The 13,318-nt window shown below is 62.5% G+C and carries 12 protein-coding genes; 9 read left to right on the forward strand and 3 right to left on the reverse strand.

Features of this window, described 5'->3' with window-relative positions; all coding sequences use genetic code 11:
* The first annotated feature begins 12 nt into the window (after positions 1–12).
* A complete protein-coding gene (locus ABIB36_RS14480) occupies positions 13–1,137 on the forward strand; it encodes a glycosyltransferase family 4 protein (RefSeq protein WP_354562051.1) in 1,125 nt (374 codons plus the stop codon).
* A gap of 53 nt (positions 1,138–1,190) precedes the next feature.
* Here ABIB36_RS14480 and ABIB36_RS14485 read toward each other — a convergent pair whose 3' ends face one another.
* The gene (locus tag ABIB36_RS14485; protein WP_084346636.1) at positions 1,191–2,999 is read right to left on the reverse strand and encodes an AMP-dependent synthetase/ligase; all 1,809 of its coding nucleotides are present in this window, start codon (positions 2,997–2,999) and stop codon (positions 1,191–1,193) included.
* A 135-nt stretch (positions 3,000–3,134) separates the two neighbouring features.
* Here ABIB36_RS14485 and ABIB36_RS14490 point away from each other — a divergent pair, with 135 nt between their 5' ends.
* From ABIB36_RS14490 to ABIB36_RS14515, 6 genes are all read left to right on the forward strand, one after another.
* Positions 3,135–3,527, forward strand: coding sequence for a polyketide cyclase / dehydrase and lipid transport (locus ABIB36_RS14490; protein WP_084346635.1), 393 nt, complete (start codon positions 3,135–3,137; stop codon positions 3,525–3,527).
* A 141-nt stretch (positions 3,528–3,668) separates the two neighbouring features.
* Positions 3,669–4,106: an SRPBCC family protein gene (locus ABIB36_RS14495; protein WP_084346634.1), complete on the forward strand. Its 438-nt coding sequence runs from the start codon at positions 3,669–3,671 to the stop codon at positions 4,104–4,106.
* 26 nt (positions 4,107–4,132) lie between these two features.
* Positions 4,133–5,464 carry an ArsA family ATPase gene (locus tag ABIB36_RS14500; RefSeq protein ID WP_354562055.1) on the forward strand — a complete coding sequence of 444 codons (1,332 nt, stop codon included), beginning with the start codon at positions 4,133–4,135 and terminating at the stop codon, positions 5,462–5,464.
* 15 nt (positions 5,465–5,479) lie between these two features.
* Positions 5,480–5,914: a hypothetical protein gene (locus ABIB36_RS14505; protein WP_354562057.1), complete on the forward strand. Its 435-nt coding sequence runs from the start codon at positions 5,480–5,482 to the stop codon at positions 5,912–5,914.
* A gap of 107 nt (positions 5,915–6,021) precedes the next feature.
* Positions 6,022–6,996 (forward strand): ROK family protein, encoded by a 975-nt coding sequence (locus tag ABIB36_RS14510; RefSeq protein ID WP_354562059.1) that lies wholly within the window; start codon positions 6,022–6,024, stop codon positions 6,994–6,996.
* 108 nt (positions 6,997–7,104) lie between these two features.
* Positions 7,105–7,833: a lysophospholipid acyltransferase family protein gene (locus ABIB36_RS14515; protein ID WP_084346630.1), complete on the forward strand. Its 729-nt coding sequence runs from the start codon at positions 7,105–7,107 to the stop codon at positions 7,831–7,833.
* Between the two features lie 11 nt (positions 7,834–7,844).
* On the opposite strand, the gene ABIB36_RS14520 is transcribed toward ABIB36_RS14515, so the two are convergent.
* On the reverse strand, positions 7,845–9,086 hold the full coding sequence (locus ABIB36_RS14520; protein WP_143542109.1) for a glycosyltransferase 87 family protein: 1,242 nt from the start codon (positions 9,084–9,086) through the stop codon (positions 7,845–7,847).
* Positions 9,087–9,255: 169 nt separating this feature from the next.
* On the opposite strand from ABIB36_RS14520, the gene ABIB36_RS14525 reads away from it, so the two are divergent.
* Entirely contained in the window at positions 9,256–9,741 is a 486-nt protein-coding gene (locus tag ABIB36_RS14525; RefSeq protein WP_136172011.1) for a polyadenylate-specific 3'-exoribonuclease AS, read from the forward strand.
* Between the two features lie 82 nt (positions 9,742–9,823).
* Positions 9,824–11,209 carry a class II 3-deoxy-7-phosphoheptulonate synthase gene (locus ABIB36_RS14530; RefSeq protein ID WP_084346628.1) on the forward strand — a complete coding sequence of 462 codons (1,386 nt, stop codon included), beginning with the start codon at positions 9,824–9,826 and terminating at the stop codon, positions 11,207–11,209.
* Positions 11,210–11,260: 51 nt separating this feature from the next.
* Here ABIB36_RS14530 and pknB read toward each other — a convergent pair whose 3' ends face one another.
* Positions 11,261–13,252 (reverse strand): Stk1 family PASTA domain-containing Ser/Thr kinase, encoded by a 1,992-nt coding sequence (gene pknB / locus ABIB36_RS14535; RefSeq protein WP_084346775.1) that lies wholly within the window; start codon positions 13,250–13,252, stop codon positions 11,261–11,263.
* Positions 13,253–13,318 lie beyond the last annotated feature (66 nt).

The raw sequence follows: 13,318 nt of genomic DNA on the forward strand, positions 1-13,318 counted from the left end.
TACGGTAGTGCAATGGGTCGGACGCTCTTGGTAACGAATGACTTTCCCCCGCGTCCCGGAGGTATCCAGTCCTATCTCCAGAGCATCGCGGATAGATTCCCACCCGAAGAACTGGTGGTATATGCCCCCCGGTGGCGGGGAGATAGTCATCTCGCGTTCGATGCACGCCAGCCGTACGAAGTGGTCCGGCACCCCACGACGCTGATGCTACCGACGCCGCTGGTGGCGCGAAGAGCTGCGAGGCTTGTGAGGTCGCACGAGTGCGACAGTGTGTGGTTCGGGGCGGCAGCGCCGCTCGCTGTGATGGCTCCAGTGGTCAGACGCGCAGGGGTAGAGACGATCATCGCCAGCACCCATGGTCACGAAGTGGGATGGTCGATGATTCCAGGTGGTCGCGGAACGCTGCGAGCGATCGGCAACTCCGTCGACGCGGTGACCTACGTAAGCAAGTACACGCGAGGACGGTTCGCGTCGGCTTTCGGTCCACAGGCCGCGCTCGAGCACGTGCCGCCGGGTGTCGACACCGGCAAATTCAAGCCAGATTCCGCTGCGCGAGCAGAACTTCGGGCCCGCTACGGGTTGGGCGATCGACCGACGATTCTGTGTCTGTCACGCTTGGTACCGCGCAAGGGACAGGATTTTCTCATCCGGTCCATGCAGGGGATCAGAGAAGCGATCGACGGTGCGGTTCTGGTTATCGTCGGTGGCGGGCCGTACGAGGGCACCTTACGCGCGCTGGTCCGCAGCTGCGGCGTGGAGGAACACGTGATCTTCACTGGCACAGTCCCTTCGGCGGAGCTGGCCGCGCATCACACGATCGCGGATGTCTTCGCGATGCCCAGCAGAACTCGCGGCTGGGGGCTCGACGTCGAGGGTCTGGGGATCGTCTACCTGGAAGCGTCGGCGTGCGGCGTGCCGGTCGTCGCCGGCATGTCCGGTGGCGCGCCGGAAACTGTGCGGCAGAACGAAACCGGACTTGTAGTCGATGGTCGTTCGGTCGAGCAGATCACCGAGGCGATCGTCCGAATTCTGTCCGATGCGACGCTTGCCGCATCGATGGGTGCGGCCGGGCGTGAGTGGGTCGAAAAGAACTGGCGCTGGGATACTCTCGCGCACAGGCTGCGCAGCCTGCTCTGATCCGCGCCCTGTTCCCTTGTGTGTGGTTGGCACACAAGGGAACAGGCCGGTGACTACCTGGAGTAGATCGCTTCGACGTCGTCCGCGTAGGTCTTGGTGATCACATTGCGTTTGAGCTTCATCGTCGGTGTCACCTCGCCCGCCTCCTCGGTGAAGTCGTTCGGCAGGATCCGGTACTTCTTGATCCCCTCGGCGTGCGAGACCGACTTGTTTGCGTCAGCGATCGCCGCATCGATTTCTGCGATCAGGTCCGGGTCGGTGGCCAGGTCGGCAGCAGATGAATCTGCGGGTTTGGAGTTGCGCGCCTTCCATCCGGTCAGAGCGTCGGCATCGAGCGTCACCAAGGCGCCGATGAACGGCTTCTGATCGCCGACGACGATTGCTTGACTGATCAGGACATGTGCGCGCAGTTGATCTTCCAGACCTGCGGGCGAGACGTTCTTTCCGCCGGCGGTGACGATCAACTCTTTCTTGCGGCCGGTGATCGTGATGTACCCGTCGGCGTCGAGCGAACCGAGATCGCCGGTACAGAACCATCCATCATCCAGGGACTCGGCAGTCGCTTCTTCGTTACGCCAGTAGCCGGCGAACACAACAGGGCCGCGCAGCTGAATTTCGCCGTCGGGAGCGATACGGACGGTATTGCCGGGGAGAGGTCGACCGACACTGCCGACGTGTTGATAGCCGATGGTATTCACCGCAAAGGCTGCGCTGGTCTCGGTCAGTCCGTATCCCTCGTAGATCGGCACCCCGATTCCGCGATAGAAGTGGCCGAGTCGTGCGCCGAGCGGAGCGCCGCCGGAGATTGCCAGCTTGCAGTTACCGCCCAGGGCCACACGGAGTTTCGAGTACACGAGCTTGTCGAACACTGCATGCTTGACTCGAAGTACGATTCCGGTCGAACCGTCGTCCTTCGACTGGCTCCACGCGACAGCTGTGTCGGCGGCCGCGTCGAAGATCTTTCCCTTGCCGTCGGCATGTGCCTTCTGTCGTGCAGTGTTGAACACTTTCTCGAACACGCGGGGGACCGACAAGATGAAGTCCGGCTGGAACGACCCGAACGTGGAGACGAGGTTGGGGATGTCGTTGGTGTGGCCGACAGTCGCCCCCGCATCGAAGGCTGCAATCGTGACGGCGCGGGCCAACACGTGCGCGAGCGGCAGGAACATCAGGGTCCGCGTGCCACCTCTCAGCAGTGTCTTCAGCGTCGTCTCGCGGATTCCCTTGGACTCGGCGAGGAGATTGGCATGGGTGAGCTGCACCCCTTTGGGGCGGCCGGTGGTACCCGAGGTGTAGATGAGGGTCGCCGGATCGGACGAACGTAGCGCAGCGACACGTGCTTCGACCACGCCGTCGGTAGTGGCCGCACCGAGTTCGATCAATTCGTGGATCGCACCGGTATCGGCAGTTTCGCCGTCTACCTGGAACGTCCTACGTACCGTCTTCGACGCTTCGACGACGTCGGCGGTTTCGTCGCGGTGCTCCTTGTTTTCCAGCACGAGCAGAACTGGCTCGGCGTCGGACAGGATCCACTCGACCTGATTGGCAGATGATGTCTCGTACACGGGAACCGTAACGCCGCCTGCCGCCCAGATCGCGTAGTCGAGTACCGACCATTCGTAGCGCGTCGAGGACATCAGTGCAACGCGATCACCCTGCTCGACTCCGGAGGCAATCAGACCTTTGGCAACCGATACGACCTGAATCGCGAACTGCTCGGCAGTGACATCGGTCCAGCTGCCGTTCTCTTGGCGGAGAAACGCAACCGACTCGGGTGCCGTAGCCCGGCGGGTGAAAACGGAATCGACTGTCGATTCCCCGTCCTCGACTTTGAATCGGGCGGGCACAGTGAACTCACGCACGGGGGTACCTCCAACAACGGATCGGTTAGCTCTACTCACGAGTAGCTCGGATTGTTTGTACTGTAGTCCGGCTTTCTGGAGCAGTTCGACCGCCTCAGGTGCGGCGCCGCGAAAGATATATGTGAAGCTCTTTCGATGAGCAGTATCCAAGTAGCGGATCAAACCTTCATTGCTGTTCCGGGTGCGCGCGTCTCCGAGGCGATGGCGCCGAGAGATCGTTGGCGGTCGTGGTGGCCTGACCTGCGGATCGAGGTGTCCGAAGATCGTGCCGACAAAGGCATCCGTTGGACGATCGACGGAGCGCTGACGGGGACGATGGAAGTGTGGCTCGAGGAAATCCCGGTCCTCGACGGCGTCATCGTCCATTACTTCTTGCACGCAGAGCCACCAGCTGGGCGAGAGGGACTCGACCTTGTCGGCGAAAACCGCAGGCGAAGGATTGCCGGAAAGTCGATGGCTTTCGCGCTCAAGCGTGAATTGGAGGCAGGCCGCGCTGCGGGCGAGCGTCCGGATCACGCGCGAACCTGAGGCTGAGGCGCGCTCTCTTGCGGTCCCCGTTGTGCGGACCGTAGGCGATCGTGTGTGATGAGGGGCGTCGACGGCGAGCGCCGATGCCTGGGCGATACAAGCCCATCGACACCGAATGAGAGAGGAAGCGGACCAACAGCCATGGCCGAGAAAACTCAGAGGTCGATAACCGTCGACGCTCCGTCCGCACAGGTAATGGACGTGATCGCAGACTTCGACGCGTATCCGTCCTGGGTCTCGGCAGCGAAGTCCGTGGAGGTGCTCGCTACCGGCTCGAACGGTCGAGCAGACCGCGTCAAGTTCGTCCTCGATGCTGGAATGGTCAAGGACACCTACGAACTTCGTTACGACTGGGCACCGGATGGAATGGCGGTGGCATGGGAGCTCGTATCGGGTGAAATGCAGAAGTCGCAGTCGGGGTCGTACACGTTGAAGGACACCGGTGACGGACGGACCGATGTCGTCTACGAGTTGACGGTGGATCTGAACATTCCGATGATCGGGTTGTTCAAACGTAAAGCGGAGAAGGTCATTACCGATACCGCGCTCAAAGAGCTGAAGAAGCGGGTCGAAGGCTGAGCGAGCCTCGCACCGACGCCCGCACCATGGTCCGACTGTTCGTCGGAAAGGGCGGAGCGGGCAAGACGACGCTTGCTGCCAAGGCTGCGATCGAGGACGCCAGGTCGGGGCGTCGAGTGCTGGTGGTGTCATTCGATCAGGCGCATTCGCTGTTCGATGTTCTCGGACGCCCAGCCCTGGATCGTTCGACGTCCCCGGCCGGTAATGGGCCCCGATCCGTGGCCGAGGGACTCGATGTTCTCGAGTTGGACACCTTGGCGCTACTGGAGGCGAGTTACCGATCGATCTCGGCGATCGTGTCGTTGGCAGGAACGGGGCACGAACACGGCGTCCGTTTCGGCGGTATCGATCCTGAAGAGATTGTCGGTGCGCCCGGAGCCCAGGACCTCCTAGGGTTGCATCGGCTGGTCGAACTGGTGGACGAAAGAACCTGGGATACAGTATTCGTCGACCTTCCGGCAACCGCTGATGCATTGCGCACCCTGGCGCTTCCAGACCTGCTGTGTGGCTATCTGGAACGACTCTGGCCTCAACACGATCGGGTGGTCGCGGGGACCGGAACGGACCCACGTCTGACTGTTCTGGTCGCGGTGATGGAACGTGTCCTCGCCGACGCCGACGCAGTTCGTGAACTGTTGTTCGATCACCGGCGAACGACGGCGACAATCGTTCTGACGCCGGATTCGGTCGGGGTCGCGGAGGCCCGTCGGACTATGTCCGCGGCTGCATTGATGGGGTTGCCGGTCGCCGAGGTGATCGTCAACAAGGTTTTGCCCGAGCTGAATTCGTCGTCGATGGGGCTCGTAGGTGTACACCCAGCGGTATTCTGGTTCGAGAGTTGGCGGGCAGCCCAGCAGGCCCGCCTTGCCGACGTCGAGCTGCTTGCGCAGGGTTGTTCGTTGCTGGTCGTGGAACAAAGTGCAGACGAACCGGTAGGGTTGGCTTCTCTCGGCGCGCTGGAAACTCGGGTGGGTGTCGTCACAGTGTCCAATCAAGCGGGGTCCAACCAAGCAGTGTCCAACCAAGCGGAGTCCAACCAAGCGGGGTCGTGCCAAGTAGGGTCCAGCCGACCGGGTGGGGCAGGTGTCGCACGCCAGTTCGATAAACCAGTGGTGGCGCACGAGTCGGGATCGGGGTTGGAATCGGTGTACACGATGACGCTGCGTCTACCGGTAGTGGACCCGTCGACGGTCAGTCTCGGGCGAGTGGAGGACGACGTGATCATCGGTGCCGACGGAACCCGCAAGCGTGTTCGCCTGGCTTCGGTTCTGCGTCGTTGTGTAGTTCTCGGTGCCGAGTTCGAATCCGGTAATCTCGTGGTCCGTTTCCGGCCCGATCCGGCCCTGTGGCCGGCCTGAAAGGTGACGCTGTAGATGACCACCGAGCATTCCGACGTCGCAGCCGAGCTGTGGGCGTTGGCCGAAACTGTGCTCACACGCGTCGAGCCGATGCTTCGCCAAGCCGTCACCGATCAACAGGAGCGCCCACGCCAGGGATGCAGTTGGTGTCCGGTGTGTGCATTGTCTGCGTTGATCAGGGGCGAGCAGCACGATCTGCTCACGGTGCTCGCGACCGAGGGGGCCACTGTCATTGCCATGATCCGGCAACTGGTTGCCGAGCACATGGATGGTCCGGCTTCGCAAGCAACTCACGCATCGACCGAGACAGCCGAGGCCCCAGAAGCCGACACCGACACCCACCGTCCGGATCGGACGGAGAATCAGGCTCGTGCGCAGGACACGGAAGAACCGGTAGTTCGACGAGGGGGATTCGTACCGATTACCGTCACTGTCAAGGATCCGATGTAGTCCGATCGGCATAGTTGCGGGATTCGTGAACTGGAAGATCCGGTGAGAATCGGTAAAGAGCGTCGATGTCGTTTTTCGGGGGCTGGGCGGCACTGGAAAGGTCAGCAATGAAGCGGCATCGAGAATTGCTCACCATCGGCATCGATGTCGGTGGTACCAGCCTTCGTGCCTCCGTCGTCGACTCGTCCGGTCAGGTCATCGATTCCGCCCAGTCGCCGACGCCTCATACCGCTGCCGCTCTCGAGCACGGTCTGGATCGAGCTGTCCAGGAACTGGCCGCCCGACATCCTGTTTCCGCGGTGGGGCTTGCGGTCGCAGGGTTCATTGACTCCGACCGAACCTCGGTACGATTTGCACCGCATCTGCCGTGGATCGACACTCCGGTGGCCAGTCAGATGAGCGATCGCATCGGGTTGCCGGTTCTTCTCGAACACGATGCCAATTCGGCCGCATGGGCCGAATATCGTTTCGGTGCGGCCGCAGGCGGTCGAAACGTGGTGATGGTGTCGATAGGGACCGGAATCGGAGCCGCACTCCTGATCGATGGTCGCATCTATCGAGGTAGCTATGGTGTTGCACCGGAGCTGGGACATATCCAGGTCGTCCCCGACGGTCGTGCCTGCCCGTGCGGAAAGCGAGGATGTTGGGAACGCTATTGCAGCGGCACTGCGCTCGTCGACACTGCCGTCGAATTGCTCGCTGCCGACCAAGCGTCGTCCACGATCTTGGCGCGCGAGGTTTTTCTCGACCCGGGATCACTAACTGGCCGCCGCATCGCCTCCGCTGCGCAGGACGGCGACGAGATCGCGCGACGAACGATGGCCGACTTTGCTCGTTGGCTCGGGGTCGGTCTTGCGTTGGTCAGCGACGTCTACGATCCAGATTTGATCGTCATCGCGGGCGGAGTAGCGACTTCGTCGAGTCAGTTCTTGGATGAGGCGCGGGGCCACCATGCACGACTCACCACCGGTGCCGGTCATCGGCCGCTTGCGCGGATCGCGAGCACGCAACTCGGTGAAGCCGCAGGCATGATCGGCGCAGCGGACCTTGCGCGTTCCGAATTTCTGATCGATGCGCGTTGATTGCATGTGACCTCTGTCGCGGCGTCCGAGTTGTTGTGGCTGGCGCCATAACGGGTAGGTAGAGTCAACGTCGAATCCGCAGCGAAGACTCGAATCAGGAAGGACGCCATGTGGTACTGGCTGTTCAAGTACGTATTCATCGGTCCTATCCTGATTGCGATGGGCAGACCGACAGTCGAAGGTGCCGAGAACATCCCGGCGCGGGGACCGGTAATCCTGGCGAGTAATCATCAGGCAGTTCTCGATTCGTTCTATCTGCCGTTGAAGGCGCAGCGAAGAATCACGTTCCTGGCGAAGAGCGAATACTTCACAGGTTCCGGACTCAAGGGCGCTTTCCAGAAGTGGTTCTTCACAGCGGTCGGTCAGGTGCCGATCGACCGAACGGGTGCCGATGCTGCACAAGATGCGCTCAATGCCGGCGCGCGGGTGATCGCCAAGGGCAAACTGCTCGGCATCTATCCGGAGGGCACACGCTCACCGGACGGAAGGCTGTACAAGGGCAAGACCGGTATGGCCCGACTGGCTTTGGAGACCGGAGTGCAGGTGGTGCCCGTGGCGATGATCGGAACCGACAAGATGAATCCCATCGGTTCGAAGATCTGGAAGCCGTCGAAAGTCACGATCAAGATCGGTAAGCCGATCGATTTTTCTCGCTTCGAAGGCATGGCGGGTAATCGGTTCGTCGAGCGAGCAGTGACCGACGAAGTGATGTACGACCTGATGTTGCTGTCCGGTCAAGAGTACGTCGATGTCTACGCCGCATCCCTGAAGAATGCCCCAGTAGCGCCCGTGGCCGGCGCCGACCCCGAGCGCGTCCCGGACTCCAAAGCGAGCTGAGCTCGCCGACGTCAGTCGGCCGGTGTCGGCTCGGTCGGCGAGAGTATTTGCGAGCTGCTCGTGGCCTTCTGCTGTGAGGTTTTCCACGTGATGAAAGTCACCGTGGCTATTGCCGCGACTCCCCACCAGACGTACGACGACGCTGCCAGCTGGTCCCATAATGGCCACCCGAGGCCGGAGGAGCGACCTGGCGCGAGGCGCCAGTGCGGCGCGAAATGGAACAGCACAAGGCCGATGCCGACCAGGAACACCAGCCAGGTGCTTCGCTGACGATAGGCAGCAGTCGCAAGTGCAACGAGGAACGGCACAACCCACACCCAGTGGTGTGACCACGAGATCGGCGAAACGAGTAGCCCGAGAACGGCGTTCACTCCGAGTGCGATGGCCGTGAGATCGGCCTCGAATGCCTTGCGCATGGCGAGCGCGCTGAGTGCAAGCGCACCGAAGGAAAGCGCGACCCACAACACCGACCTCATCGAGTCGTCGAGTCCGAGCCGTGCAAGAACTCCGGTGATGCTCTGGTTCGCTGGGTAGGCAGGTTTGCCGATTCGGTCGGAGTCGACGAGGGTGTGCGTCCAGTATTCGACCGAATCGGACATCGTTGCCAGGAAGCCGATGGCGGTGAACGCGGAAAAGCTCACGCCCGCGATGACGGCCGCCCGAAAGTCCTTGCGAAGCAAGAAGAAGAGGACAAATACAGCGGGCGTCAGTTTGACGGCCGCGACGAATCCGATGAGGACACCACGAGGCCATGGGGTCTTCTTCGGCAGACAATCCGCAGCAACGAACACCATCAGAATGATGTTGACTTGTCCGTAGTCGAGTGTGGAGAAGACTGGCTCGAGGATCATCGACACCGCGAAGATTGCGCCGGCTGTCCACAGCAACAAGGTTTTGGGTGAGTACCCGAGAGACACCAGCGTCAGCACGATTGTGGTCACCAGCAGCGCCAAAGACAGTGCAGTCACCACGATTCCGGCCCAGTAGAGCGAGATCATCGACAATGGGCTGAAGAGGACAGCCGCGATCGGGGGATAGGTGAAGGGGAGGGTGTTCCCCAGTGCGGTGGCGGGCATCTGACCGTACAGCGGCGAGCCCGAGGCGAAGATGCCGCCGCCGATCCGATAGACGTCCAGATCGATTCTGTAGTAGTCACCCAGAACGTCCAGCCCACGAAGGCCGGGTAGCGAAAACAAGTTGTAGGCGATGCCCGCAGCGATACCCACAACGACTGCGATGCACGAGATCACCACGGCTGTCGTTCGGGCAACCGAGGCAGTGGATCGGACTCCGTTCGCCGGCGTGGCGGTGTCGTCGACGCCGGTATCGATCGGGTTGGAGGTCTCGGGAGGTATCAACGGGAGTTCCTTCTGATGGCGGGCGATCTTTGTCGGCGCAACCGCCGGGGCTAGTGTGTCCTGCGTGCGCTACTTCTACGACACCGAGTTCATCGAGGATGGTCGCACAATCGAGCTCGTCTCGATCGCTGTGGTCTCCGAGGACGGCCGCGAGTTCTATGCAGTCTCCTCCGAGTTCGATCCCTCCCGCGCCGGCAAATGGGTCCGGCGGAACGTCCTGCCCAAGCTGCCACCGTACTCGTCGCCGCTGTGGATGGGCAGGTCCCGAATTCGCGACGAACTGCTCGAGTTCCTGGTGCCGTACCCGGGTGCCGAGGTGGAGTTGTGGGCCTGGGTGGCTGCGTACGACCACGTCGCATTGTGCCAACTCTGGGGATCGATGACCGAACTGCCGAGGTCGCTGCCGAGATTCAGCCGCGAACTCCGGCAGCATTGGGAAGATCGGGGCAGCCCGGCGTTGCCAGCGGTCCCCGATGACGCCCACGACGCACTCGCCGACGCGCGGCACAACCTGGCGAAGTTCATCGCTATCGAGGCCGCGTCGGCCTGATTCGGGCCGGATATGTGTTCCCAGCGGTCCGATGGGACAACCCGTCGGAGACCACGCTGGCGCCAGCGAATATCCTAGGCATGTGAACTGGACTGTCGACGTACCCATCGACCGCTTGCCCGAACTTCCTCCGTTGTCTCCGACGTTGCGCTCTCAGTTGGACGACGCGCTGGCCAAGCCCGCGGCGCAGCAGCCGCAGTGGGACCCGGAGCAGGCAGCCGACATGCGCAAGGTCCTCGAGAGCGTCCCACCGATCACGGTTGCGGGCGAGGTCGAGGCGTTGTCGGACAAGCTTGCCGCCGTCGCGCGTGGTGAGGCATTCTTGTTGCAGGGTGGCGACTGCGCGGAGACTTTCGCAGACAACACCGAACCGCATATCAAGGGCAATATCCGCACGCTTTTGCAGATGGCCGTGGTTCTTACCTACGGCGCGAGTATGCCCGTGGTCAAGGTGGCGCGAATTGCGGGGCAGTACGCAAAGCCGCGGTCGGCCAATACCGACGCACTCGGACTGCTGTCCTACCGCGGAGACATGGTGAACTCGTTGGTAGCCGACGAGGCAGTGCGAGGCCACGACCCATCGCGACTGGTCCGTGCGTACGCAAACGCAAGTGCTGCGATGAACCTCGTGCGAGCGTTGACCGGTGCCGGAATGGCGGATCTGCACAAGGTCCACGACTGGAACCGTGAATTCGTCGCCAATTCGCCTGCAGGTGCGCGCTATGAAGCCCTCGCAGGCGAGATCGATCGAGGCCTGCGCTTCATGGATGCGTGCGGCGTCAAAGACCCGAACCTGCACACCGCGCAGATCTATGCGAGTCACGAAGCACTGGTGCTCGACTACGAGCGCGCGATGCTGCGGCTCGACAACACCGACGATCACCCCAAGCTCTACGACCTGTCGGCACATTTCTTGTGGATCGGCGATCGCACGCGGCAACTCGACGGTGCCCACATCGCACTGGCCGAACTCATCTCGAACCCAATCGGCTTGAAGATCGGGCCGAGCACTACCCCCGAGATGGCCGTGGAATACGTCGAACGACTCGACCCCACGAACAAGCCGGGACGGCTGACTCTCATTTCGCGCATGGGCAACGGCAAAGTGCGGGATTTGCTGCCCCCGATCATCGAGAAGGTGCAAGCAACAGGGCACCAGGTCATCTGGCAGTGCGATCCGATGCATGGCAACACTCACGAGGCGTCGACCGGATACAAGACACGTCACTTCGACAGGATCGTCGACGAGGTCCAAGGATTCTTCGAGATCCACAACGGTCTCGGCACACATCCAGGCGGTATTCACGTCGAACTGACCGGTGACGACGTGACCGAATGCCTCGGTGGTGCACAGGATATCTCCGACCTCGACCTCTCCGGTCGTTACGAGACAGCATGTGATCCCCGGCTGAACACGCAGCAGTCGCTCGAGCTCGCGTTCCTGGTTGCGGAGATGTTGCGCGGCTGAGCCCTCGCTCGAGCGTCTCCATGATCACTGTGTGATCAGCTCACGGTGCGGTCAGGGGAGGGAGACGACGGACACCGACGAGCCCGGGGCCACTCTGGACCCTGGGCTCGGGTTCTGGGTGATGACCAGCGACCCGTCGGTGTCGACTACTTGCCGAACCTGGACGCCGAGTTCGAGCCGTTCGAGCGTGCCCCGAGCAGATCCCACCGAGCGTCCGAGTAGCGACGGCACGGTGATCGCATTGGATACCTTCAGGATCACCGTGCTGCCGGCGTTGACGGTTCCCCCGATCGCCGGGTCGGTGGCAATTACCTTCCCGCCGTCGGTCGACTTGTCGAAGGCCAACTGGGTCGCCGAGACGGATATACCGACGGTGGCCAGCTCGGCAGTTGCCTCCTCCGCAGACTTGCCGGCGACGTCCGGAATCGTCACTGGGGGAGCGCCTTTCGATCGCAATACCTTGACGGTGTCACCGACCGACAGGACGGTGCCGGGCGAGGGATCGAGCGCCGCGACGGCACCGACCGGCGCGGTGGTGCTGAACGTTTCGCCTCCGTCGACAGGCACGAAGGTGCGATCGCGGAGCTGGCGCTCGATATCGCCGACGGCGGTGTTCGGAGCGACGTCGGGAACGGTCGGCGCGCCGAGGGAGACGAGCAGGAAAACTTCCTCCCCCTTGGTGACGCGTGAGCCGGAGCCTGGATCTGTTCCGATGAGGGTGTCGAGCGGCGCACTGTCGGAATACGTGCTGCGAGTGGTGCTCGTCAATCCCGCGGATTCGAGCGTGTTCGCGGCGGCCGCGATGTCCAATCCCTCCACGACGGGTACCGAGGTGTACCGTCCGGAACCCATCCACCAACCGCCGAACCCGACCAGCACCGCCAGCAACGCCACGATGGTGAGCCAGATGACGATCGTTCTTCGTGACCGGTGCCTATCCGCGTCGAAATCCGGAAACTGGTAGTGGCGACGGCCTACCGCGGCGGGCTGCGGGGTGTCTTCGTAGTCGTACTCCGGCCTCGACGTCGGGGCCGTCTGGACGCGGGTGTGGTGGACACCGTCGGCCAGCGGGAGGGCTACTACCTCCGTGGCAGGGGCCTGCGGCTCGTGACGCGCGCCGGCGAATGTGGTTGGAGCGCCCATCGCGGCTGCGCTGCTGTGTTCGGCAGAGCGCCTGGGTGCCGGAACCCGATACGAAGGCAGTTCGAGCCGTGCGCAGACGCCGGCCAACGCGCGGGCCATCTCGTCGGCGTTCTGGAATCGGCCCGCCGGATCGCGGACCGTGGCGTGGCGGACCAGATCGTCGAATTCTTCGGGTACTCCGGCGATGATCTCGCTGGGGCGGGGGACGTCGTTGTCGATGCGTTGGTAGGCGATGGAGAGCGAGGTGTCTCCAGTGAAAGGCGTTCGGCCGGTCAGTAGCTCGAACAGCACCACCCCGACACCGAAGACGTCGCTGCCGGCATTGGCCGAACCGGTGGTCACCTGCTCGGGGGACAAGTAGGCCGCAGTGCCGAGAATGACACTGCTGGACGTCGTGTTCGACGCTGCGACGGCTCGAACGAGCCCGAAGTCGGCGATCTTGACGTCACCGGAGTCCGAGATGAGGATGTTCTCGGGCTTGACGTCGCGGTGGACGAGTCCGGCGCGATGCGCTGTTCCGAGCGCCTCGAGCACCGGCCGTACGACGGCAGCCGCGGCATGCGGGGGCATCGGGCCGCGTTCACGGAGCAATTCGCGCAGCGTTCCACCTTCGACCAACTCCATGACGAGAAATGCGAACTCGCCGTCGCGTCCGTGGTCGTAGACGGCGACGAGGCCTGGATTGGTCAGCCTGGCAACCGCTCGTGCCTCGAACTCGAAGCGTGCGACGAACTGAGGATCCGCGGCGAACGCGGGATCCATTATCTTCACCGCCACCGGCCGATCCAAGCGTGTATCGAGCGCTCGGTACACCGTCGACATGCCACCGCGGGCGATCGGTGCGTCGATTCGGTAGCGCCGGTCCAGCAACGAACCTACCGACACGGACCCTCCGGTCATCACCGTGGAGCACCTCATTTCACTTTTCTTCAAGACGGAATCGATGATAAACAGCGTAGATATCGA

Source organism: Rhodococcus sp. UYP9, from assembly GCF_040547235.1.
Taxonomy (GTDB): Bacteria; Actinomycetota; Actinomycetes; order Mycobacteriales; family Mycobacteriaceae; genus Rhodococcoides.

Bases quoted from the DNA above. Each gene is read 5' to 3' on its own strand.
- pknB (WP_084346775.1), bottom strand. From the start codon at position 13,252: ATGACCGGAGGGTCCGTGTCGGTAGGTTCGTTGCTGGACCGGCGCTAC.
- ABIB36_RS14515 (WP_084346630.1), top strand. From the start codon at position 7,105: ATGTGGTACTGGCTGTTCAAGTACGTATTCATCGGTCCTATCCTGATT.
- ABIB36_RS14480 (WP_354562051.1), top strand. From the start codon at position 13: ATGGGTCGGACGCTCTTGGTAACGAATGACTTTCCCCCGCGTCCCGGA.
- ABIB36_RS14510 (WP_354562059.1), top strand. From the start codon at position 6,022: ATGAAGCGGCATCGAGAATTGCTCACCATCGGCATCGATGTCGGTGGT.
- ABIB36_RS14495 (WP_084346634.1), top strand. From the start codon at position 3,669: ATGGCCGAGAAAACTCAGAGGTCGATAACCGTCGACGCTCCGTCCGCA.
- ABIB36_RS14490 (WP_084346635.1), top strand. From the start codon at position 3,135: ATGAGCAGTATCCAAGTAGCGGATCAAACCTTCATTGCTGTTCCGGGT.
- ABIB36_RS14505 (WP_354562057.1), top strand. From the start codon at position 5,480: ATGACCACCGAGCATTCCGACGTCGCAGCCGAGCTGTGGGCGTTGGCC.
- ABIB36_RS14500 (WP_354562055.1), top strand. From the start codon at position 4,133: ATGGTCCGACTGTTCGTCGGAAAGGGCGGAGCGGGCAAGACGACGCTT.